23 protein-coding genes and 2 other RNA genes are annotated in these 22,787 nt (G+C 52.7%); 5 read left to right on the top strand and 20 right to left on the bottom strand.

The genetic code is table 11. The features are described 5' to 3' along the window. Window positions 1–17: 17 nt before the first annotated feature. The 10 genes from HPC37_RS02410 to ffs form a co-directional block, all read right to left on the bottom strand. A complete protein-coding gene (locus tag HPC37_RS02410; protein ID WP_208121640.1) occupies window positions 18–830 on the bottom strand; it encodes a SirB1 family protein in 813 nt (270 codons plus the stop codon). Further along, the gene (gene prmC, locus HPC37_RS02405; protein ID WP_208121639.1) at window positions 817–1,716 is read right to left on the bottom strand and encodes a peptide chain release factor N(5)-glutamine methyltransferase; all 900 of its coding nucleotides are present in this window, start codon (window positions 1,714–1,716) and stop codon (window positions 817–819) included. The genes HPC37_RS02410 and prmC overlap by 14 nt, the downstream gene beginning before the upstream one ends. Further along, window positions 1,716–2,798, bottom strand: coding sequence for a peptide chain release factor 1 (gene prfA, locus HPC37_RS02400; RefSeq protein WP_208121638.1), 1,083 nt, complete (start codon window positions 2,796–2,798; stop codon window positions 1,716–1,718). The genes prmC and prfA overlap by 1 nt, the downstream gene beginning before the upstream one ends. 74 nt (window positions 2,799–2,872) lie before the next feature. Next, window positions 2,873–4,189 carry a glutamyl-tRNA reductase gene (hemA, locus tag HPC37_RS02395; protein WP_208121637.1) on the bottom strand — a complete coding sequence of 439 codons (1,317 nt, stop codon included), beginning with the start codon at window positions 4,187–4,189 and terminating at the stop codon, window positions 2,873–2,875. An 87-nt stretch (window positions 4,190–4,276) separates the two neighbouring features. Beyond that, window positions 4,277–5,191 (bottom strand): TolC family protein, encoded by a 915-nt coding sequence (locus HPC37_RS11160; protein ID WP_345789995.1) that lies wholly within the window; start codon window positions 5,189–5,191, stop codon window positions 4,277–4,279. Next, the gene (locus HPC37_RS11155) at window positions 5,119–5,709 is read right to left on the bottom strand and encodes a TolC family protein (protein ID WP_345789994.1); all 591 of its coding nucleotides are present in this window, start codon (window positions 5,707–5,709) and stop codon (window positions 5,119–5,121) included. The genes HPC37_RS11160 and HPC37_RS11155 overlap by 73 nt, the downstream gene beginning before the upstream one ends. Before the next feature lie 8 nt (window positions 5,710–5,717). Then, a complete protein-coding gene (locus tag HPC37_RS02385) occupies window positions 5,718–6,845 on the bottom strand; it encodes an ABC transporter permease (RefSeq protein ID WP_208121636.1) in 1,128 nt (375 codons plus the stop codon). Between the two features lies 1 nt (window position 6,846). Next, a complete protein-coding gene (rbbA, locus tag HPC37_RS02380; RefSeq protein WP_208121635.1) occupies window positions 6,847–9,594 on the bottom strand; it encodes a ribosome-associated ATPase/putative transporter RbbA in 2,748 nt (915 codons plus the stop codon). Window positions 9,595–9,615: 21 nt separating this feature from the next. Beyond that, window positions 9,616–10,584, bottom strand: a complete 969-nt coding sequence (locus HPC37_RS02375; RefSeq protein ID WP_208121634.1) for an HlyD family secretion protein — start codon at window positions 10,582–10,584, stop codon at window positions 9,616–9,618. 164 nt (window positions 10,585–10,748) lie between these two features. Then, window positions 10,749–10,841: signal recognition particle sRNA small type (ffs, locus tag HPC37_RS02370), an RNA gene on the bottom strand. Between the two features lie 161 nt (window positions 10,842–11,002). On the opposite strand from ffs, the gene tesB reads away from it, so the two are divergent. Continuing rightward, on the top strand, window positions 11,003–11,869 hold the full coding sequence (gene tesB, locus HPC37_RS02365; protein WP_208121633.1) for an acyl-CoA thioesterase II: 867 nt from the start codon (window positions 11,003–11,005) through the stop codon (window positions 11,867–11,869). A 44-nt stretch (window positions 11,870–11,913) separates the two neighbouring features. Here tesB and rnpB read toward each other — a convergent pair. Continuing rightward, window positions 11,914–12,290, bottom strand: an RNA gene (gene rnpB, locus HPC37_RS02360) — RNase P RNA component class A. Between the two features lie 150 nt (window positions 12,291–12,440). Between rnpB and HPC37_RS02355 the strand changes: the two genes are divergently transcribed. Both HPC37_RS02355 and HPC37_RS02350 read left to right on the top strand, forming a co-directional pair. Next, window positions 12,441–13,373 (top strand): KpsF/GutQ family sugar-phosphate isomerase, encoded by a 933-nt coding sequence (locus HPC37_RS02355; RefSeq protein WP_208121632.1) that lies wholly within the window; start codon window positions 12,441–12,443, stop codon window positions 13,371–13,373. A 9-nt stretch (window positions 13,374–13,382) separates the two neighbouring features. Beyond that, window positions 13,383–13,925, top strand: a complete 543-nt coding sequence (locus tag HPC37_RS02350; RefSeq protein WP_208121631.1) for a KdsC family phosphatase — start codon at window positions 13,383–13,385, stop codon at window positions 13,923–13,925. Window positions 13,926–13,978: 53 nt separating this feature from the next. On the opposite strand, the gene HPC37_RS02345 is transcribed toward HPC37_RS02350, so the two are convergent. From HPC37_RS02345 to yejK, 3 genes are all read right to left on the bottom strand, one after another. Then, on the bottom strand, window positions 13,979–14,365 hold the full coding sequence (locus HPC37_RS02345; protein ID WP_208121630.1) for a hypothetical protein: 387 nt from the start codon (window positions 14,363–14,365) through the stop codon (window positions 13,979–13,981). 102 nt (window positions 14,366–14,467) lie between these two features. Further along, complete coding sequence (gene bamE, locus HPC37_RS02340) at window positions 14,468–14,887, bottom strand: outer membrane protein assembly factor BamE (protein WP_208121629.1); 420 nt, start codon at window positions 14,885–14,887, stop codon at window positions 14,468–14,470. Between the two features lie 137 nt (window positions 14,888–15,024). After that, window positions 15,025–16,038, bottom strand: coding sequence for a nucleoid-associated protein YejK (gene yejK, locus HPC37_RS02335; RefSeq protein ID WP_208121628.1), 1,014 nt, complete (start codon window positions 16,036–16,038; stop codon window positions 15,025–15,027). Window positions 16,039–16,170: 132 nt separating this feature from the next. On the opposite strand from yejK, the gene HPC37_RS02330 reads away from it, so the two are divergent. Both HPC37_RS02330 and HPC37_RS02325 read left to right on the top strand, forming a co-directional pair. Next, the gene (locus HPC37_RS02330; RefSeq protein ID WP_208121627.1) at window positions 16,171–16,392 is read left to right on the top strand and encodes a YejL family protein; all 222 of its coding nucleotides are present in this window, start codon (window positions 16,171–16,173) and stop codon (window positions 16,390–16,392) included. Between the two features lie 11 nt (window positions 16,393–16,403). Then, window positions 16,404–18,167: a DUF3413 domain-containing protein gene (locus tag HPC37_RS02325; protein WP_208121626.1), complete on the top strand. Its 1,764-nt coding sequence runs from the start codon at window positions 16,404–16,406 to the stop codon at window positions 18,165–18,167. Here HPC37_RS02325 and HPC37_RS02320 read toward each other — a convergent pair. Genes HPC37_RS02320 through HPC37_RS02295 form a run of 6 tightly spaced genes read right to left on the bottom strand, consistent with a single transcriptional unit; the run spans window position 18,136 to window position 22,785 of the window. Beyond that, the gene (locus tag HPC37_RS02320) at window positions 18,136–19,344 is read right to left on the bottom strand and encodes a BaiN/RdsA family NAD(P)/FAD-dependent oxidoreductase (protein WP_208121625.1); all 1,209 of its coding nucleotides are present in this window, start codon (window positions 19,342–19,344) and stop codon (window positions 18,136–18,138) included. The two genes, HPC37_RS02325 and HPC37_RS02320, sit on opposite strands and share 32 nt — an antisense overlap. A gap of 20 nt (window positions 19,345–19,364) precedes the next feature. Further along, entirely contained in the window at window positions 19,365–20,327 is a 963-nt protein-coding gene (gene lipA / locus HPC37_RS02315) for a lipoyl synthase (protein ID WP_208121624.1), read from the bottom strand. A gap of 18 nt (window positions 20,328–20,345) precedes the next feature. After that, complete coding sequence (lipB, locus tag HPC37_RS02310) at window positions 20,346–21,017, bottom strand: lipoyl(octanoyl) transferase LipB (protein WP_208121623.1); 672 nt, start codon at window positions 21,015–21,017, stop codon at window positions 20,346–20,348. Between the two features lie 21 nt (window positions 21,018–21,038). Further along, window positions 21,039–21,335: a DUF493 family protein YbeD gene (ybeD, locus tag HPC37_RS02305; RefSeq protein WP_208121622.1), complete on the bottom strand. Its 297-nt coding sequence runs from the start codon at window positions 21,333–21,335 to the stop codon at window positions 21,039–21,041. 11 nt (window positions 21,336–21,346) lie between these two features. Continuing rightward, window positions 21,347–22,528: a serine hydrolase gene (locus tag HPC37_RS02300; RefSeq protein WP_208121621.1), complete on the bottom strand. Its 1,182-nt coding sequence runs from the start codon at window positions 22,526–22,528 to the stop codon at window positions 21,347–21,349. A gap of 20 nt (window positions 22,529–22,548) precedes the next feature. Continuing rightward, window positions 22,549–22,785: an SPOR domain-containing protein gene (locus tag HPC37_RS02295; protein ID WP_208121620.1), complete on the bottom strand. Its 237-nt coding sequence runs from the start codon at window positions 22,783–22,785 to the stop codon at window positions 22,549–22,551. Window positions 22,786–22,787: the final 2 nt, after the last annotated feature.

Here is a 22,787-nt window from a genome sequence, read left to right as displayed (position 1 = left end):
AGCACTCCTTAACGTCACTAGTGATAAATGTGGCTGATTTGCTCTAATTTCTCAATCTTATCACGCAACACTTGGCTGGTGGGATCTTCTGGGCATTTTTTTACAAAATTGTTAAAATCATCACGCGCCAGCGCCACACAGCCCAAATTGGCCAGCACCACGCCGCGGTCAAGCAATTCATAAGGATTCTCTGGATAGCGCTGCATGCACCATTCAATTAAGCGCAATGCCGCCATGTCTTGCTCTTCACGCATTAAGGCCATTTTCATCAGCTGCACCAGCCGCCCTTCGAGCATTTGCGGGTCGGCCACTGCAATATCCGCTGGTTCTAGCCGCGCGCCAAAGCCAATGTGGCCTTCAATCAGTTTGTTTAAATAGTCAAGGCTGATAAACTCGCCATTCCACGGGTCGATAAACGCCACTTCGTCATTGACTTGCGCTTTTAAAATCAACTGAGTTGGGAAGTTAATCGGGTAAAGCGGCAAGCGCAAGCGATCAGCCAAAAACAGTAAAATCGCGCCCAGTGAAACTGGCATGCCCTGCTTGCGGGTCAAAATGGCGGAGATTTTTAAATTATCCGATAGGTAATAATTTTTAGGGTCGCAATGAAACCCCTGATCGTGATAAAACGCCGCCAAGAGTTGGTCGATTTGGCTTTTCACGGGCAGCGCGGGGTCCACTTTTGCCCCCACCGCGCGCACCAAATGCCCCAAGCGGCCGTAAATGCTAGACGGTTTGAGAGTGTCGCTGAGCACTGATTCTAGCGTGATCATCAAATTGATCAACAGCCGCTGGACGTGTGTGTTGGGAGTGAGATTATTGTGTTGCATCTGTGTTTAATCCTGCCAAGGTTACGCGCTCACGGCCGGCGTAATCGTCAATGGTGTGAATATCAGCCCAATGGTGTGCGCGAAAGCACGCGCGCACCGCCTCGCCTTGCTGCCAGCCGTGTTCAATCAGCAGATAGCCGCCGGGGTTTAAATGCCTTTTTGCCTGGCTGATAATCTGCTCAATGTCGGCCAAACCGCACTTTGCCGCCACCAGCGCGCTGCGCGGCTCAAAGCGCACGTCGCCTTGCTGCAAATGGGTGTCCGTTTCATCAATATAAGGCGGGTTGCTAACAATCAAATCAAAGCGCTGGCCTGCAAGGGCGGTAAACCAATCACTGTGCAAAAATTCCACGCCTGCAATGCCGTTGCGCTGCTGGTTGTGTTTGGCGAGTGCGACCGCACTTTCAATTTTGTCCACGCCAACCACGCGCAATTGGCAGCTGTGCTGCTGGCAATAGTCTTTCAGCTCGTAGGCCAGCGCCAGCGCAATTGCGCCCGTGCCGGTGCCGAGGTCAAGAATCGCAAAGTGCGGTGGGTTGAGCTGAGCAATCGCCGCACGCGCCAAATCCAGCGCGCGCTCAACCAGCACTTCCGTGTCGGGGCGGGGGATCAAGGTGCTGGGGTCAACGTTTAAATTCAGTGACCAAAACGCCTTTTCCCCTAAAATATACGCCATCGGCTCGCCTTGCATACGGCGCGTTAAAAGTGCGGTCAGCTCGCGCAGTTGTGATGCGCTCAGTTGTGTGTCGTCAAAGGCCATCAGTTGCGCGCGCGTACAAGATGTGACGCGCTCAAGCAGCAAATAGGCATCAAGCCTAGCACTTTGCACCACGTCGCACTCGGTTAACTTTGCAACCGCACTTTTTACCCAATCGGCGTAGGTCATCAATTCTCGTCCGATAACGCGGCCAGTTGGTCGGCTTGGTATTCGGTGATGATCGGCTGGATCAGTTCGTCCATTTTGCCGTTCATCACTTCATCCAGGCGATAAAGCGTTAAGTTGATGCGGTGATCCGTCACCCGCCCTTGTGGGTAGTTATAAGTGCGGATCTTGTCACTGCGATCGCCACTGCCGAGCAAGTCTCGGCGGGTGTTGGCGGTTTCCGCTGCTTTGCGCTCTTCTTCCGCCTTCACAATGCGGGAGGCCAGCACCGACATCGCTTTGGCTTTGTTTTTGTGCTGTGAGCGTTCGTCTTGACACTCCACCACAATGCCCGTTGGCAAGTGGGTGATGCGCACCGCTGAATCGGTGGTGTTGACGTGCTGACCACCGGCGCCCGAGGAGCGATAGGTGTCGATTTTCAGATCCGATGGGTTAATCTCCGGCAATTCGGACTCTGGCAGCTCTGGCATCACCGCCACCGTGCAAGCCGAGGTGTGAATGCGCCCTTGGGATTCGGTTTTCGGCACGCGCTGCACGCGGTGGCCGCCGGATTCAAACTTCAGCTGGCCATAAACGCCCTCACCGCTGATTTTGGCGATCACTTCTTTAAAGCCGCCCTGCTCGCTTTCGTTAGCGCTCATCAGCTCCACCCGCCAGCGTTTGATCTCGGCATAGCGGCTATACATGCGGAACAAATCCCCACAGAAAATGCCTGCCTCGTCGCCGCCGGTGCCGGCGCGGATTTCCAAAAAGCAGTTGTATTCATCGTTGGGATCTTTGGGCAGCAACAGCACTTGCAAGCGCTGCTCAAGGCTGTCGATCTCGCCTTTGCACTGTTCAATTTCTTCTTGCGCCATCTCTTTCATAGCGGGGTCATCAAGCAGCAATTGCGCTTGCTCGAGGTCGTCTTGTTGTTTTTTCCACGCGTTGAAGCACTCCACCACCTCGCCGAGCTGGGCGAATTCTTTGGAATAGGCGCGGAATTTGTCTTGATCGTTAATCACCTCGGGTGAGCCAAGCAGGGCTTGCAGCTCTTCATGGCGTTCATTGAGGGTGTCTAACTTGGCAATGATGGATTCTTTCATAGTTTTTATCATCTGAAAAAGGTTGATAACAGGCTATTTTAGCCTACTTTGCGGGATTTTGCTTAACAAAAACGCTAATGTTCGCGCTCGTCATCGAGCCCCAACGCGCTTGAAAAAAGCTGCAACGCCTGCGCGTCGCCTTGTTTAACCAGCTGCGTGATGGCCTGCGTTGGGCTGTGGAGCAAATTATTGGTGAGTTTGTAGCTCATTTCATTGAGCACCGTTTGCACATCTTGCCCTTGGTTGATGGCCTGCAGCGCTTTGGCCAGCAGCACTTGGCGTGTGCTTTCGGCCTGCGCGCGGTATTTGCGAATCAAATTGGAGGATTGGTGCAACTTCAGCCATTGGAAGAAATCTTGTGCCTCTTGCGCCACAATCAGCTCCGCCTGTTGCGAGGCTTGCTGGCGCTGGGCTTTGTTTTGCTCAATGATTTGCTGCAAATCATCCACGCAGTAGTGATACACCGCATCCAGCTCGCCCACGCGCTCGTCCACATCGCGCGGCACGGCGATGTCGATGATTAGCATCGGGCGGTATTTGCGCGCTTTTTGTGCGGCTTTGACCATATCCACATCAATCAGCGGCGTTGGGCTGGCGGTGGAGCAAATCACAATATCGGCTTGATTCAACCCCGTTTGCAACTGCCCCAGGCTGAGCACCGTCATCGGCGCCACCCGCTCGCTCAAGGCCTGGGCGCGCTCCAAAGTGCGGTTGGCAACCAATACATGGCTTGCCCCTTGTTGGAAGAGATAACGGCTGACCAGCTCGATGGTTTCCCCCGCGCCGAGCAGCAAAATGGTCAACGGCTGGAAGGAGTCGAAAATTTGCCGCGCGAGGCTGGTGGCGGCATAGGCCACCGACACAGCACTGCCGCCGATGGCGGTTTCGCTGCGCACACGTTTGGCGCTGGCAAAACTTTTTTGAAACAGCCGTGAAAACTCACTGCTCAAACTCAACCCCTGAGCATGATAAAACTGCTCACTGGCGCTGAAGGCTTGCTTCACTTGGCCTAGAATTTGCGGCTCACCCAAAATTAAGGAGTCCAGCCCGCAGGCCACGCGCATCAAATGGCGCGCCACGGCAAGGTTTTGTTCAAGGTAAATGCTTTTTTGCACCTCGCGCTCGCTCACGCCATGCAGTGCCACAAACCACGCCAGCACTCGCGCAAGCCACGTGCGGTTTTTCTCGTTGTGTTCATCAGGTGGGATGTTGCGCGCATGCAAATAGACCTCAGTGCGGTTGCAAGTGGAGAGGATAACCGCACTTTCACCTAATTGCTGTTCGTGAATTTGTTGCAAGGCAAGGCCGCGCTTTTCATCACTGAAAGCGACTTTTTCACGCAGCTCCACTGGCGCTGTTTTATGATTGATACCAAGCAATAAAATGGTCATCTTTGGGCCTGCCCACTCCCCACCACCGCAAGTGCGGTAAAACGCAACATTTTAATCAATTGCGCGCCATTGGGCAACCTATGATTACTACTGCCAGCCCGCACCGATGGCTTTGTATAAATTCAGCAAGTTTTGCCCTTGGAATAAGCGCAGTTCTAGCGATTTTTGCGCTAGATCGAGCGCATCAAGGCGTGCGCGCAGCGCTTCATCAAGGGTTTTGTCGCCGTAGTTAAACAGTCGCTCGCCTTGGCTGGCTTGGCGATACGCACTGCCGACCGCACTTTGCAATTGCCGGCTTTGGCGGGCCAATGCATATTGCAATTGGTAGCTGCTTTCCACCTCGCTTAAGGCTTTCAGCAAGGTTTGATCATATTCCAAAAGTGCGGTTTTCAGCCGTGCGTCGGCGGCATCAATGTTGGCTTGAATCCGCCCGTTGGTGAAAATCGGCAACTGCACGCCAAGGCTAATCAAGCCACCCACACCTTTGAGCGTTGGCACGTCGCCGTCAAGCTCAATGCGCCCGCCTTGGCCTAAAAAGCGAATGTCAAAACGCGGCAGCAAATCCGCTTTGGCTGAGGCCAGTTTGGCGGCATAAGCCTCCACCGCCGCTTTTTTGCCTTGAATATCCGGCCGGCTGGCAAGCAAGTCGCCTGGGCGCACGCCCGTTGGTGGTGCAGGCAGGCGTTTGAGCAGGCCATTTTTGCCTGAAAGTGCGGTTTTATCGAGCTTGAAGCCCACGCCGTTGTAGCCAATCAGCACCGCAATGCTGCGCTCATAGGCGGCAAACTCGGCGTTGAGGCTTTGCAGTTGCGCGCGCACCGCTTGCAATTTTGACTCCACCGCGCTGACTTCATAAGCGGTGGCTTGGCCAGATTCAAATCGGCCTTTAACATATTGCCGCAACCGCGAGAGCGTGCCAGCCATGGCATTTAACAAGGTGCGTTTTTCCAGTGTGGCGGCGGCTTTGAGGTAATTTTCGGCAATGCCCGTGGCCAAGAGCATTTGCGCGCCATAAACACGGGCTTGCGCACCGCGCGCGGCGGCACTGGCGGCATCGGCATCACTTGTTTTTGCCCGAAAATATCCACCTCCCAGCTGGCCATCACGCCGAGGTTGGCCCCATAGCCTTTGCTGTTGATGTGGTCGTCTTGCCCAGCCAAAGTGCGGTACGGCTCGCCAATCGGGTTGTCAAGGCGGCTGCGCTGGCCACCGATATTGCCGCCCACGCCAACCGTTGGGCCAAGATCACTTTGCGCCAGTTGGGCGGTGGCGCGCGCTTCATTGAGGCGCGATTGAGCAATGGCAATATCAGGGCTGGTTTTCAGCCCTTGCTCAATCAAGCGTGCCAGTTGCGGGTCATGCCAATAGCGCCACCACTGCTGCATATTTTGCATTTGGCCGGCTTTCACTTGTTCAAATTGCGCCGGCATCGTGATGTTGGACTCCAGCGGCACTTGGGTTTGGCTGCACGCGGTGAGCAACAGAGCAAGTGCGGTTAAAATACATTTTGACTGAGGCATAATAACTCCTAGTTTTGTCTTGCCAGCATTGAGCGGAAGCTGGAAATCGCAAGGGCAACAAACACCGCGCCAAGCACGGCCATGATCAGCACGCGGTGCCAAATGGTCTCCCACCCCGCACCGCGGAATAACACATCTTGGCTGATGGCCACAAATTGGGTCAGCGGCGAAAGCTGCATCACGTTTTGCACGCCTTGCGGCATATTTTCAAACGGCGACGGCGCGCCAGAGAGTAAATACAGCACGATATAAACCGGCAAACACAGCAGGCTGAACTGCGGCATGGTCGGTGCTTGGGTGGCTAAAAACAGCCCTAAGCCCGCGATGGAGAAGAGATAGACCACCTCGCTGGCGGCAAATAGCCAAATCGAGCCGTTAATCGGCGCGCCCAAAAATTGATGCACCACAAAATAGAGCGACAACATGGCGGAAACCAAAATCACCAAGCCGTTGGCTAAAATTTTGGAAAAGGCAATTTCGCTGGCGCTCACGGGCATCACCAGCAAGTGCTCAATCGTGCCGTGCTCACGCTCGCGGATTACCGCCGCACCGACTAAAATTAGCGCCAGCAGGCTCGAGTTACCCGTGATTTGCGTCATCGGCATAAACCACTCACTGCGCAAATTGCTGTTGAACAACACATTCACCACCGGCTTAAGCGGCAAAATGTCACTCATCGACGGCTGGTGTAAAAATTCGCTGATTTGGCGGTTGATGATTTGGCTGAGATAACTCGCACCCACACCAGCTTGCGTCATGGCGGTGGCATCAACCAGCAGCTGAATTTGCGGCTGCTCGCCGGCCATCACTTTTTGCTCAAAATTGGGCGGGATGGTGATGACAAAAATATACTCACCCTCGTCCATCGCTTTGTCGATTTTATCTGGCGTGATGCTCGCCACGTGGTTGAAATAGGGTGGCAAAATCGCATCGCGGATTTGGTATGACAGCGTGGATTGATCTTGATCCCACACCGCAACGGACGCGTTTTTCACTTCGGTTGTGATCCCTTTGGCGATGGAATAGATGGTGAAGGTGAACATAATCACCACCAGGCCGATTAAGGTGTAATCACTAAACAGGCTGCGCAGTTCTTTGACTGAGAGAAAATAGACATTTTTTAGCCAACGCAACACTTCACACCTCCTGCTTTTTCAGCAACATGCTGGCGAGCAGCAAATAGGCAACAAAAAAGCCCAGCAGCACGCCATAAATCGACACAAAGCTGGCAAAGCCTAGCCCTTTGGTGAAGGTGCCCAGACTGATTAAATTATACCAACTGGTCGGGAAGCTCCAGCCAATCCAATAGCCCACGCCCGTGAGGGTTGACATCGGGTACAACAGCCCAGAGAAGTTGAGCGCCGGCACCATCGAGATGATCGCCGCGGCAAAAATCGCCGCCACTTGCGATTTCACAAAGGCTGAAATCAACAAGCCAAAGGCGGTGGAGGCTAAAATCAAACACAGCGCGCCCAAGCTCATCGCCCAAAACGAGCCTTTCATCGGCACGCCAATAAGCACAATGGTCAGCCCAATCAGGACAAAATAACTCGCCATCGCTAAAGTGGCATAAGGCAGCTGCTTGCCCAGCAGATACTGCCAGGTGGCGGCCGGCGAGGAGTAAAGGTTGGTGATCGAGCCAATTTCCTTTTCTCGCACCACGCCAAGTGCGGTCATCATGCACGGGATCATCATCAGCGTGAGCATGATCAGCCCCGGCGAAATGGCATTCACACTGCGGAAAGATTGGTTATAAATAAACCGCACTTCAAGGTCAAACGCTTGTGGCAAGGTGTAGCCCTGCTGGGCGTAGTAGTCTTTGACATATTGGGTCATGATTCCTTGGATATTGCCGACAATATTTTCGCCGGTGAACGGCATTGATCCGTCAACATAAAATGCCACTTCGGGCTTTTGCCCTTGCAATAATTTGCGCCCAAAATCAGGCGGGATATCCAGCGCCAAGCGCGCCTTGCCGCTGCGCAGGCTGTGAATCAACTCATCGCGGGTGCGGATTTGCCCCACTTCGTGGAAATAACTCGAGCCTTCAAATTGTTCCACCAAGCGGCGGCTTTCTTGGGTTTGGTCTTGATCCCACACGGCAAAGCGTAAATTACTGACATCAAACGAGATGCCATAACTGCCCGCCAGCAGCAAAATCACCGGCCCAAATATGGCAAACAGCAGGCGGATTTTATCGCGCAGCAGCTCCTTGCCCTCACGGATGGCAAAGGTCAGCACAATCATAAACCAATACGCCAGCCCCATCGGCTTGCCTTTCGCCTCGCTTAAGCCATCGCTTTGCTTCTCTTCATCGGCGTGCTCGACCGCACTTTGCTCGCCGTCTTTCTCCTCTTCTTGCTCCAAAAAGAGAATGAACGCCTCTTCCAAGGTGTCGGCGTGCTGCTCTTGGCGCAACTCCTCAGGCGTGCCAACGCCGAGCACACGCCCGCGGTGCATAAACGAAATACGATCACAGCGTTGTGCTTCGTTCATGAAGTGAGTTGAAACAAAAATGGTGATGCGATCCTCGCGCGAGAGCTTGAGCAAATATTCCCAAAACATATCCCGTGCAGCAGGGTCCACGCCAGAGGTGGGCTCATCTAAAATCAGCACCTCGGGGTGGTGCAAACAGGCTGCCGCCAGCTGCAAACGCTGGCGCACGCCTAGAGAGAGTGAGGCGGGGATCACATCAGCAATTTCGCTTAGCTCAAACTGTTTGAGTGCGTCTTCAACCGCACTTTGCCTTTCTTTGCCTTCCAGCTGGTAGAGCTTGGCGTGGAGATCCAAATTTTGCCGCACGCTCAACTCTTCATACAGCGAGAAGGCTTGCGACATATAGCCCACGCGTTTGCGCGTTTGCATATCACCTGTCTCGACACTTTTTCCGAGCAGTTTCGCGCTGCCGGAGGTGGCATCTAAAAGGCCGGTGAGCATTTTCATGGTGGTGGATTTGCCGCAGCCGTTGGAGCCCAAAAAACCGAAAATCTCCCCTTTGGGAATGCTGAAACTGACATTATCCACGGCGGTGAAATCACCGAATTTTTTCACCAAATTTTCTGCTTCGATGGCAGGCGGCGCGTTCGGCTCGGGCTCAAACGGTGGGATTTGGCTGTCGTCCCAGTGGGTTTGTTTGTCCTCTGGCAACAGTTTGATGTAGGCCTGCTCGAGGTTTTCACTTTCCGTGCGCTCAAGCACGTTGGCGGTTTTGTCATTGACCAGTAATTGGCCATCATCCATCGCCAGCAGATACTCAAACTGCTCCGCCTCGTCGATGTAGGCGGTTGCCACCAGCACGGTCATGTCTTGAATTTCTTGGCGCAGGTCATTGACCAGCGTCCAAAATTGCCGGCGGGAGAGCGGATCGACCCCCGTTGTGGGTTCGTCTAAAATCAATAAATCAGGATTGTGCACCAGCGCGCAGCACAGGCTCAATTTTTGCTTCATGCCGCCGGAGAGTTTGCCCGCGGCGCGGTCAGGAAAGGGCGCCAAGCCTGTGGCCTGCATCAAGCGCTCAATGCGCTGCTTGCGCAGTTTGCTATCCAGCCCATAAAGGCGGGCGTGGAAGTCAATATTTTCATAAACAGAGAGCGTTGGATAGAGGTTTTTACCCAGCCCTTGGGGCATAAACGCCACTTGTGATGACAGCGCTTGGCGGTCGGCTTTGTTTTTGACATCCCGCCCGAGCACTTCAACATCGCCTTTTTGGATGATTTTCACCCCCGCGATGAGTGATAGCAGCGTGGATTTGCCCACGCCATCAGGGCCAATCAAGCCGACAGTTTTGCCCATCGGCAAGGTTAGCGACACATCATCAAGGGCGCGCGTTTTGCCATAGTGGTGGGAAACGTGCTCAACCTTGACGGCGAATTTTTGCTCACTCATAACGCCCCTCTCAAAGTGCGGTTAGCGCGGCAATTTCACCGCCAACTCAGGCGGGAAGGTGGCGTTTGGTGCGGTGAGCACATAACCATTGCCCGTCATGCCGCCTTTGAGATACGGCGCGATTTTATCCACGGTGTCTTTGTCGATTTTCAGCTTCACCTTGAACACCAGCTTTTCGCGCTCTTCGGCGGTTTCCACAAATTTTGGTGTGAACTGCGACTGGGCCGCGACATACACCACTTTGGCAGGGAACACGCTATCTAGCCCATCGAGCACAATGCGCGCCTCGCTGTTAAGGGCAATGTTGTTGACCACAGGCGCTTGGAAAAAGAGATTCATGCTGACATCATCCAGGTTGAGCAGGCTCACCACTTTGCCGCCGGCGGGGATCACATTGCCCACTTCCGCAATCGTGTATTCCACGCGGCCGGCTTGCGGGGCGCGCACTTGCATGTCTTCATTCACGCTGGAGGCTTGCTCCACTTGCGCTTTCGCGGCCTCCACCGCGGCACTGGCCTCAGATTGTGCGGCTTTGGTGGCCTCCACCGCAGCACGGGCGGCATCACGCGCGGCGATGCGTTTTTCAAGCTCAGATTGAGAAATTAAGCGCTCCCGGCGCATTTTCTGCGCGTTGTTGAGATCCATCTGTGCCACATTGAGCTGCTGCTCGCGGGCTTGCACTTCCGCTTGCGCGCGGCTAACGGCTTGCTCGGCACGCGCTTGCTGCGCTTTGGCCGCTTGCAATTGGCTGGAACTGGTGCTGGAGGACAGCTCTGCCAACACATCGCCTTGGGCAACCTGCTGCCCTTCACTCACCGCCAAGCGCTCCACCCGCCCAGGATAAAGGCTGGCCACGTCCATGCGGGCAAATTCCAGCCGCCCATTGCTGTAGCTCACGCCTTCGTATTGCGTGCGGTCATCCCGCGTGAAAAACCAATAGGCGCCGCCAGCGATTGCCAGTAGCAGCACAATGATCACTATTTTTTTCATGATTACCTGCCAAGCCAAAAAGAAGAATAGTAACTATAGTGACAAATACTATAAAGTGCGGTCGAAAAGATCAAGCACACAACGCTATTTTATTCAAAATTAAGCAAAAAAGGAGAATTAGATCATAACAACGTGAAATTATTACGAGAAAGGGTGGATTCTCCCCCAGCTTGATCTCGGCACACAGTAATTTAACTTGGGCTGCTTTCTTCCGAACCTGACCCAGTGAGCCAAACCCTGTTGCGAGGAACCAAGGGAGAACCCATAGAGGACTTGAAAAATCAAGTGCGTGCATTGTGCTATAAAAGTGCGGTGATTGCAAGTTTCTCGCCCACAGTTGCCGATTTATCCGCCGTTTTCATTGTATTCATCAGTCAACTTTGTTATAACCGTAAAAAAACAGCCAACAAGGAAAGCCATGAACGCTTCAATTTTAGACAAACTGATCGCCCTGCTCGAGCTTGAGATGATTGACGATCACTACTACCGTGGCCACAATGTGGACATGGGCTTGCGCCAAGTTTTCGGCGGGCAAGTGATCGCCCAAGCACTGTATGCCGCGATGCAAGTCGCACCCAAAGAGCGCGTATTGCACTCCGCGCACGCTTATTTTTTGCGCACAGGCGATGCCGCCCACCCAATTTTATACGACGTGGAAGTGCTCCGCCATGGGCATAATTTCAGCGCACTGCGGGTTAAAGCGCTGCAACACAATGAGCCGATTTGCCACATCACCGCTTCCTTCCAAGCGCCAGAACAAGGCTTTGAGCACCAAGTCGTGATGCCGCAAGTGGAGCCGCCAGAGGCGCTGACCGATGAACTCGCCGCCGTGCGCGCAGTGGCGCCTTATCTGCCTGAAGCCATTCGTGACAAGCTCACCGCTGAGCGCCCGTTTGATGTGCGCACCAAGTATTTGAATAATCCGTTTAAAGGCATTGAATTCCCGCCGGAGCAATACGCGTGGTTTAAGGCCAACGGCCGCGTGCCCGACGATTTGGCGATCAACCAATGCTTGCTGGCCTATTTCAGTGACTTCCACTGCTTGCTGACCGCACTTCACCCACACAAAAAAGGCTTTTTAGAGCCCGGCATGAAAGTGGCCACCATCGACCACGCCATTTGGTTTCACCGCCCGTTTGATCTCAACAACTGGCTGCTGCATGCGGTGGAAAGCAACAACGCGTCTGGCGCGCGTGGCCTTGCGCGCGGGCAGATTTTTGACCAACAAGGCCGGCTGATTGCCAGCACCGCGCAAGAGGGCTTGATTCGCTTTAGCGCGCCTTAAAAAGCAAAAGTGCGGTCAAGTCACCTTAACCGCACTTTTAAAAACGTGTGAGTTGGCCGATAAGCCGGGTTCTGTCGTGGGCAATCATTCCTCTAGGCGTGCATTCACACACACGCTCAAGCAACCTACCCGAACGCTGCGCGGGCCACGCATTGCGTTCCTATTTGGTCTTGCTACGAGTGGAGTTTACCTTGCTGCACACTGTTGCCAGCGGCACGGTGCGCTCTTACCGCACCCTTTCACCCTTACCTGTGGCTTGCGCCCATCGGCGGTCTGCTCTCTGCTGCACTTGTCGTAGGCTCGCGCCCCCCAGACGTTATCTGGCACTCTGCCCTGTGTAGCCCGGACTTTCCTCTCATCTATTTGTCCCCTCCACCATGGGTAAGGGCTTCAATAAACCAGCGATTGCCTGGCCAACTCACGCGCCATTCTACGTGAAATTGCGCCCATTGGCTAACACATTTCACTTTAGCCTACAAAAAAGTGCGGTTTCGCACAATTTTGACATCTTGGGATTTATCCATTTAATCACATACGTTAGAATACAAGCGATTCTTTGTGGGAGACAATTATGGATTATCTAAACATTGCACGCCAAACGCTGAGCATTGAAGAGCACGGCTTAGCAACCTTGCGCGAGCGCCTTGACCGCACTTTTAATGATGTGGTTGAGCTGATCTTAACCGGCCAAGGCCGGCTGGTGGTGTCAGGCATTGGCAAATCTGGCCTGATTGGGCAAAAAATGGTCGCCACCTTTGCCTCAACAGGCACACCGAGCTTCTTTTTGCACCCAACGGAAGCCTTTCACGGCGATTTGGGCATGCTCAAGCCGATTGATATTGTCATTTTGATTTCATACAGCGGCGAAACCGACGATGTCAACAAGCTGATCCCCAGCTTGCAAAATTTTGGCAATAAAATCATCGCCATGACGGGCAACCCAAGCTCCACACTGGCAAAAAACGCCGATTATGTGCTCAACATCGCGGTTGAGCGTGAGGCCTGCCCGAACAATCTCGCGCCCACCACCTCAGCACTGGTGACACTGGCGCTGGCTGATGCGCTGGCGGTGGCGTTGATCAAAGCGCGCAACTTCCAGCCGCAAGATTTCGCCCGCTTTCACCCTGGCGGCAGCCTTGGCCGGCGGTTGCTCACCCGCGTGCGCAACGCGATGCAAACCAAGCTGCCCGTGGTCGCCCCTAACACACCGTTTAGTGAATGTATCACCACCATGAACGAAGGGCGCATGGGCGTGGCGGTGGTGATGGAAAACGACGCATTAGCGGGCATCATCACCGACGGCGACATTCGCCGCGCCTTTTCCGCCAAAGGGGTGAAATGCATCCGCCTAAACGCGCAGGATATTATGTCGCGCAACCCTAAAACCGTTGAGGCTGACACATTTTTAAGCCAAGCGGAGGATTACATGCGCGAGCACAAAATTCATTCACTGATTGTGACCGACAACGGCAAAGTGCTTGGTTTGGTTGAATTTTCAAGCTAAGGGTAAAAAATGAATAAAAAGCTCAAACAGATCAAATTGTTAATCACTGATGTCGACGGCGTGCTGACCGACGGCGCGCTCTATTACGACGCCAATGGTGAGGCGCTGAAATGCTTCAACGTGCGCGACGGGCTTGGCATCCGCATGCTGATCGAAAACGGCGTGCAAGTGGCCGTGCTCTCCGGGCGGGATTCCGCCATTTTGCGCAAACGCATCGCCGATCTGGGCATCACGCTGTTTCAGCTCGGCAAGCTGGAAAAACGCACCGCCTGCCAACAACTGATGGCGCAGGCCGGCGTCAGCGCAGAACAAACCGCCTATATCGGCGATGACAGCGTTGACCTGCCCGCCTTTGCCAGCTGTGGCCTCGCTGTTGCTGTTGCCGACGCCCCTGATTACATTCAAGACGCTGCTGATATCACCCTCAACACCGCCGGTGGCAAAGGTGCCGTGCGCGAGTTAAGCGACGCCATCCTCCGCGCCCAAGGCCATGATGCCATCTTCACCAGCGCCGAAGGCTTCCTCAAAACCGCCAAAAAAATGGCGCAATAAAACAAAACCGCACTTTTATCTTAAAGTGCGGTTTTAATCGGCTTTCATCTTACTTATTTATCATACCCCACAAACTGATACTCTTTGGTGGTGAGGTTGTAGCGTAGGTGGTAGACGGATTTTTCGGCCACGTTGACGCGCATTTGGTGGGGCTCGGTGGTGTCATCACTTTGGGCTTGCACGCTCAATTCCACCTGGCCGACGGGCAGATAAATTGCTTGTTGGCCTTGGTAGGTGAAAGTGCTGGGGGTGATGCCGTTGTAAGACAGCACGTTGACAGCCTCGGCATAGCCGCTTTGGCTGGTGCTGAGCACCACAACGCTTTGCTCGTGTTGCTCAAGACGGGCCTTTTCTCGCCGGTTGCGTAGCACGTTGCCGACAAACCAAAAGCCCACAACAACCAGCACCACAAGTGCAATGATCCAAATAATATTATCCATAACGCCTCCTGGTGAGAATATAGTTTCACTCACTATAGCATTTTCTTGAAATTAAACTCAAATGGCAGGCAGCAAAAAGCCCGATAACATCGGGCTTGGAGGTTAGTTTGAGGAGAACATATTTTTAAACGATTGCCACCAGCTGTGTTCGTCGTCGAGTTCAATCGGTTTGACGTCGCCTTTTTGCATTTCAGGCAACGGTTTATCCAAGGTGAAATCGCTCACGGTGCCTTGTTGTGAGAAATTCACGGTCAAGGTGCGCTGCACAGGGTCTTGGTGGCCTTTTTGTTGCAAGAAAACGTAGTACCACACAAAACGGTTGTAGGGGTCAATCAGCAGCGGGGTGCCGAGCAGGTATTGGACTTGCGGCGCTGTCATGCCAACTTGCAGTTGCTCAACTTGATCTTGCTGGAGGTAGTTGCCTTGCGGTACGTCAATGCGGTAGACAAGCTTGTTATACAACGAGCAAGAGCTGACACTTGCGGCAATCAGTGTCATGGCGAGAAGAGATTTAATACGCATAAGTTTACCTTTTCCGTCTAGGTTGGCTTGACCGCAAAGCGGCATGCTGTGTTCAATGGCTTTATAATGCCAAAAAGTGAGAGAATTTTCTACTCATATGTGACGGCTGGCGCAAAAAATCCAACCGCACTTTTGTTTTAACCTTTGGCAAAGCGTTGGAGCTGATCGCGCAGGTTAGCAGGCAAGCCTTTAAGGGTGAGGGTGTCGGCGTGCTCATCCCAAATCAAGCGCTCGCCCAGCAAAGCGGCGTCAAAGCTGATGGTCACCCCTTTGCCTGAACCGGAGTATTTGGTCAGGCTTTTCAGCGCACTTTGCACCGGCGGAATTTGCTCGGCAAGGTCGTACTCTTGCGTTTGGCTAAAGGTGCTGAAGGCTTGCTCGTTGAGCACTGGCAGCACATCAGAGAGTTCTGAAAGGACAATTTCTTCACCCGCTTTAAGTTGGCCTTTGCAATAGTCAAAAGTTTGCGACTTCACTGCTTGCGTTTGTTGCGCGTTGAGCTCCCCTTGCTGGCAGAAATCGTCCACCGCTTGCAACAAAGTGAGGTTTTGCGCTTTCGGGTCAAAGCCAGGCTCAGCACCGAGAAAATCCATAAAGAAATCCGCCACTTTGCGCCCCACGCGGCCTTTGAGATAGCTCAAATAGCGCTTGTCGCTGGCGTCTACTTGCAGCTGGGTTAAATTAATCCGCGCGGCGATGTCAAACTGCGCCATGTTAAGATAAGAGACCTGATGAATGTCCAGCGCGTCGTCCACCAACACACTTTCGCGATTATCCAGCAGCGCGATAAACAAATATTGCGTGGCCAAAAAGGTGTAATGGCAAAAAATAAAACTGCCCCCTTGGGCGAAATTGTACTGTCCCAGCTCTTGGCCCAGCGCTTTGGCGCTTTGTTGGCTGAATGACAAAAAATCGAGTTCGCCTTCAAGGTATTGATTCAGGCTTTGCGCAAAAGTGGATTCTTGCTTGAACACGCCGTAGGCCTGCGCCTTACCTTGATAGTGCTGGTGAAGAGTCAACATCATTTGTAAGATGTCGTCCTCCACAGCCAGGGGCTGGGCGCGCAGCCGAGTGGTGAGAACCGCACTTTCACTTTCGTTTGCGTTCGGCTCAAGTTGGTGAAGAATAATTGCTTTTACATCAATGCTCATTGTCGTTGCCTTGGTTGAAAATTTCCCGCATTATAGCGAATTTTGTTGCGCTTTTTTAGCTGTCAAAAAAAATTTATGCTACTATAACACGATAAACAAGCCCGTTTGGCTCAAACCTAAGATAAGAACAACATGGCAAGACAATCAAAATATTCAGACACCCAAGTGCGCGCCCTGCTGCAAGATCTCGCCGCCGTGCTTGAGCAACACCATGCCAGTGTCGACTTAGCGCTGATGGCGCTCGGTGATACCGTAACCAATTTGTTGAAATCCAGCGTTGCGCCAGCCCAGCAGCAAGCCTTGGTTGAGACTTTCTGCCGCGCGCTGCAACAATCGGTCAACACCCGTCACTGATAGGCAAGTGCATGTTTAAGCTCTCGCGCCAATATTGGGAAGCCATTTCACGCAAAATTGCGTGGGGGCATTGGTTTGCACTGTTTAACATCATTTTTGCCATTTTAATCGGCGCACGTTATGCTTTCATCAGCGACTGGCCTGAAACGTTCATTGGTCGATTTTATTTTATTATCAATATATTAGGGCATTTTAGCTTTATTGTTTTTGCGCTTTATTTGCTCGTACTCTTCCCTTTAAGTTTTATTATTAAAAACCCCGCCACTTTCCGCGGCGTGAGTGTGATTTTTGCCACCATTGGGCTGACGCTGCTGCTGTTTGACAGCGAAGTGTTCTATCGCTTCAATCTGCATTTGTCGATTTTGATTTGGGATATTTTAGTCAACCCTGACAACGGGCGGCTGGCGCGCAATTGGGAGATCTTTTTCGCACCGATGCCGTTGATTTTGATGGTGCTGATGATTTTCTCGCGCTGGAGCTGGGACAAACTGCGCAGCCTTGAGCGGCAAAAATGGGTCAAAGGCGTGGTGCTGGTGCTCACGTTGTGCTTTGTCTGCTCCCATTTAATTTATGCCTGGGCTGATGCCTATTTTTATCGCCCTGTCACCGCCCAGCGCGCCAATTTGCCGCTAGCCTACCCGATGACAGCACGCACCTTTTTGCAGAAAAATCAGCTGCTGGATAAAGACATCTATTTTGACCGGCTCTCGCAAACCGGCCGGCTGGATGCGCCTGCGCTGGATTACCCGAAAACCGCACTTTACTATGGTGCGCAAAGCACGCCTGTGCAAAATATTTTGGTCATTAATATTTCAGGCCTGCGTTTTGATGCACTCGATGGCGAGGCGATGCCAACCTTGCGTGAGTTTGCCGCGCGCAATATTCAACTGAGTAATAATTATAGCGGCAGCAACGAGCAAGATGGCGCACTGGTGAGCCTGTTTTATGGCCTCAACGCCAACTACTTAGACAGCCTGTTAAACCAGAAAACGCAACCCGTGTGGTTTGACCGTATGCAGGAGCTGGGCTATCACTTCGGCGCCTTTGCCAACGCCAATTCGACGCTGTATCGCAACACCTTGTTTGGCAAACGCCTAAATGTACTCAGTGATGATGCCCAGCGCACCCAAGCTTGGCTGGATTGGCAAGCGCAAGCACGCCAGCAGGCGCAAACGCCGTGGTTTAGCTATATGCAATTTGACCTGATTGGCGCGATGAAAGGCGTGCTTAACGCCCCTGAGGCGGAAAAACAGGCCGAATATGCTCTCCAACTCCAGCGCATTGATAGCTATTTGGCGCAAATGCTGGCGCAAATTAACCAAGGCGCGACTGATACGGTGGTGATCATCACCGCCGATCAAGGCTATTCCTTCAACGCCAAATTCCAGCAAGACAGCAACTATTTTGGCCAAGATCGCCTGCAAGTGCCACTGATTATGCAATGGCGCGGCCATGGCGCGGGGCATTATGCCAGCATTACCTCGCTGATGGACATTGTGCCAAGCGTGATGCAAGAGGTGTTCGCGCTGGAAAACCGCAACGGTGATTACACCCAAGGGCGCAATTTGTTCAGCGCCGATAATGCCTCGTGGGTGTTTGCCGCCAATCAGCGCTGGAATGTGATCATCGCCCGCGACGGCACGCAATATCAGCTTGATTCCAAAGGCGAATATTTCCAATATGATGCCAAGCACCAGCTGATGCCATCCGAAAAGCCGCCGCTTGAGCTCTTTTTGCAGGTGTTTAATCGCGATCGCAATTTTCTTGCGCGATAATCCCTTGTGCGCAAGCGTAAGCCGAGCTCCACGCCCACTGGAAATTATACCCACCAAGCCAGCCAGTGACATCAAGCACTTCGCCGATAAAATAGAGGTTTTTCTGAGTGCTGGCTTGCAGTGTTTTCGATGAAATCTGCGCCGTATCCACCCCGCCAAGTGTCACCTCAGCACTGCGGTACCCCTCCGTGCCGTTGGGCTGAAACGCCCAGTGATGCACTGTTGTTTCAAGGGCTTCAAGCTGCGCTTTGCTTAAATGCGCCAGCTCCACGCTTGGGATCACGCCCCGCGCCTCCCACAATGTGACCAAGCGTTTGGGCAGGCACTGGCAAAGTGCGGTTTTCAGCTGCTGCTTTGGCGTGCGTTGGCGCTGCTTAGCAAGCCATGTTTTGATATCCCCTTGCGGCAAGAGATCGATTTTCAGCGCTTCACCAGGCTGCCAATAGTTGGAGATTTGCAACATCGCAGGCCCTGAAAGCCCGCGATGAGTGAACAGCATTTGGTGAGAAAATGCCATACCGCACTTGGCTTGCACCACCACGGGCAGAGCAACGCCGGCGAGTTCCGAGAGAAAGCTGTCTTGCTCGCGGAAAGTAAAAGGCACTAAGCTGGCTCGCGGAGCGCGCACCGACAAACCAAATTGCGTGGCCAGTTGATAGCCCAAGGCGCTAGCGCCCAGTTTGGGCATGGAAAGCCCACCTGTTGCCACCACCAAGTGGCGGGCGTGGTAAGTTTGACTGGCTGAAATAGTAAAGTGCGGTTCATGATAACTGACGCTCTCCACCGCCTCACGCAAGGCAATGGTCACATCGCCTTTGTCGCACTCACTTTGCAGCAAGCGCACAATTTCGCTAGCGCCAATGTCACAAAACAGCTGGCCGCGCTCTTTTTCGTGATAAGCAATTTGATAATGATTGACCAGCGCGATGAAATCCCACTGGGTGAAACGAGAAAGGGCGGATTTGACAAAGTGCGGGTTGGCGCACAAATAGTGCTCTGCGCCCACATCAAGATTAGTAAAATTACAAAAGCCACCGCCCGACATCAAAATTTTGCGCCCGATTTTTTTGCCGCTATCAAGCACCACCGCGCGCAAGCCTGCTTGGCCTAGCAACCCCGCACAAAAAAGCCCCGCAGCACCTGCGCCAATAATGGCAACGTCGAATGGTTTTGTCATAATCTCAAAGTGCGGTTGGGCTATTTCACCTCTTTGCCTTGGGCTTGCAAGTCAGCGTGATACGATGAGCGCACAAACGGCCCGCAGGCAGCGTGTTCAAAGCCCATGGCGAGCGCTTTTTGTTTCATCACGTCAAACTCATCAGGCGAAACATAGCGGTCAACTGGCAAGTGGTGGCGGCTAGGTTGGAGGTATTGCCCCAGTGTTAGCATGGTCACACCGTTGTTACGCAAATCTTGCATCACGTCCAAAATCTCTTCGTTGGTTTCGCCTAAGCCGACCATCAAGCCAGATTTGGTTGGAATCTCTGGAAACAGCGCTTTAAACTCACGCAGCAGACGCAAAGACCACTGATAATCAGCCCCAGGGCGGATTTCTTTATAAAGCCGCGGGATGTTTTCAAGGTTGTGGTTAAACACATCCGGCGGCGCACTGGCGAGCACTTCAAGGGCTTTGTCGATTTTGCCGCGGAAATCGGGCACCAAAATCTCAATTTTAATCTCTGGGTTGAGCTCGCGAATGGCTTTCACGCACTCGGCAAAATGGCCCGCGCCGCCATCGCGCAAATCGTCGCGGTCAACGGAGGTGATCACCACATAGCGCAATTTCATATCGCGAATGGTCATCGCCAATTTGCGCGGCTCGTCTGGGTCTGGCGGCAAGGGTTTGCCGTGTGCCACATCGCAAAACGGGCAGCGGCGAGTGCAAATCGCGCCCAAAATCATAAAGGTCGCGGTGCCGTGGTTGAAACACTCGGCCAAATTCGGGCAAGAGGCCTCTTCACACACGGAGTGCAGCCCGTGCTTGCGCATCGCGTTTTTGATCCCTTCAATTTTCACGCTGCTGGCCGGCAGTTTGATTTTCATCCACGCTGGTTTTGGCAGCAGCTCTTGGTCTGGGTTGATGTTTTTTACAGGGATAATTGAGGTTTTTGCGGCGTCGCGATATTTCACGCCACGCTCCATTTTAAACGGCTTGCCCATAATGTTCTCAGTTAATGATTATTGCCACCCTTGACGGTGGTCGAAGGTGGTGTAGTGCATGATGTTGCAAAAATGTTGCACCAATTGTGGCGCAACCGCGTCGCATTGTAAAGTGCGCTCAGAGATTAATTCACTCAACTGGCACATTTCTAGGCCAGCATAGCCGCACGGATTGATGTAGCTAAACGGCGTGAGGTCTAAATTCACGTTCAACGCCAACCCATGAAAGGAGCACCCTTTGCGAATACGAAGCCCCAGCGAGCAAATTTTGCGCCCGTCAACATAGACCCCTGGCGCATCAGGCTTGGCTGCGCTGTCAATGCCGTAGTCACGCAAGGTGGCGATCACGGTGTTTTCCAGCGCGCTGACCAGCTCACGCACATTAAAGGTGTTGTCTTGCGTTTTGTGACGTTTGATGTCGATCAGCACATACATCACCTGCTGGCCGATGCCGTGATAGGTGATCTGCCCGCCACGGTCGGATTGCACCACAGGGATGTCGCTTTGGCGCAGCAAATGCTCGGCCTTGCCCGCCTGCCCTTGGGTGAACACCGACGGGTGCTGCACCAGCCAGATTTCATCTAAGGTGTCGTCACCGCGCGCGTTGGTGAACGCTTGCATCTTCTCCCATGTGGCCACATAAGGCTGCACGCCGAGATCGCGGATGATCAAGGTTGTCGCGTGTTGCATAACCGCACTTTACCGCACTATTTAAAGCACCATCCGCACGCCGTCGATCTCCGCCAGCGTTTGGTATAAGGTGTCGATTTGCTCGATGTTTTGCGCTTGCAAGGTGATGGAAACCGCTTCGTATTTGCCTTTTGAGCTCGGTTTCACCTCGGGTGAATAATCCCCTGGCACCACTTTTTGCACTTCGGCCACCACTTTGTCTTTCAACGCGGTGTCGGCCAGCCCCATCACTTTGAAGGTGAAGCTGCACGGAAAGGTGAGCAAATCTTTTAAGGTTTTGTCTTCACCGAGGTCGTTTAAATTGATCTCTTTGGTCATCGTATTCTCCGTTAAAACAAGCTCTTCACAGTCAGCACAACCCAGTCAACCATTTTGCCGAAAAAGCCTGCTTCTTCCACGTTTTCAAGCACTTGCAAATCAACTGTAGCCACATCTTTGCCGTCGAGTTGATAAACCACTTTGCCCACGCTTTGCCCTTTGGCCAGTGGCGCTTCTAAAAAGCGATTGTTGAGCTCATAGCGCGCTTTCAGCTCGGCCATTTTGCCTTTTGGAATGGTGATAAAGCCGTCTTCAAGCGTGCCGAGTTTGACTTTGTTTTCCGCGCCGTAGTACACGCTCTGCTCAGAAACCACCGTGCCGGCTTTAAACGGTTTTAAGGTTTCAAAGTGGTTAAAGCCCCATTGCAATAATTTTTTGCTTTCCACCTCGCGGCCTTTGTAGGTTGGCACACCCATCACCACCGAAACAAAACGCGTGTCGCCGTTCACCGCCGAGGCCACTAGGTTGTAGCCGGCTTGGTCGGTGTGGCCAGTTTTGATGCCGTCAACTTGTAAGTTTTTATCCCACAATAGGCCATTGCGGTTGTTTTGTTTGATTTTGTTAAAGGTGAAATCTTTTTGCGCATAGATGTGGTATTCATCCGGCAGGTCACGAATCAAATGGCTGCCAATCACCGCCATGTCGTAGGCTGATGAGTATTGCCCGTCAGCATCCAGCCCATGCACGGTGGCAAAGTGAGTGTTTTTCAGCCCAAATTGCTGCACATATTTATTCATCAATTCAATAAAGTTGTGCTCGCTGCCTGTTAAATGCTCCGCCAGTGCTACGCAAGCGTCGTTGCCCGAGGCGATGATCACGCCGTGATTGAGATCACTGACGCTGACTTGCTGGTTGATGTTCAAAAACATTTTGGACGAGCCTGGGAATTTTTTGCCCCACGCGTTTTCACTGATGGTGACCATGTCATCATTGTGGATTTTGCCTTGTTTAATGGCATCACCGACCACATAGCTGGTCATCATTTTGGTCAAACTGGCTGGCGCATAGCGCTCGTTCATGTCTTTTTGGGCCAGCACCACGCCGGTGTGGTAGTCCACCAGCACATAGCTTTTGGCGTTGAGTTGCGGCGTTGGGATATTAAATTCCAGCGCCTCGCCTTCGGCGTAGCTCAAGCTTGAAACAGATAAAGTTGCTGCTAACAACGTTACGGCTGATTTTGCGTGTTTAAACATAGCAAACAAACTCCTTTGGCTTATTTTGCGTTATAAGAATATAAAATATTGTCTTTTTGGCCTTCTTTCACCAGCTGCGATTTCAGCTGATTAACCATGCTTTTGCTGGCAATCGGGCCAAATTTCACTTTGTAGCGATCCCCATCACGGATAATTTCGCTGTTGATATTATCCATGGTGAGTTTGGCAATTAACTGCTTGGCTTGTTTGTCGCTACCGAGATTAACACTTTGCAATTCATAAGTATGGGCAGACACGC

The sequence above is a fragment of the Spirabiliibacterium mucosae genome, from assembly GCF_014884965.1.
Classification (GTDB): domain Bacteria; phylum Pseudomonadota; class Gammaproteobacteria; order Enterobacterales; family Pasteurellaceae; genus Spirabiliibacterium; species Spirabiliibacterium mucosae.
Note: the sequence above shows the minus strand (reverse complement) of the source record. Positions and strands in the feature narration are given on the sequence as shown.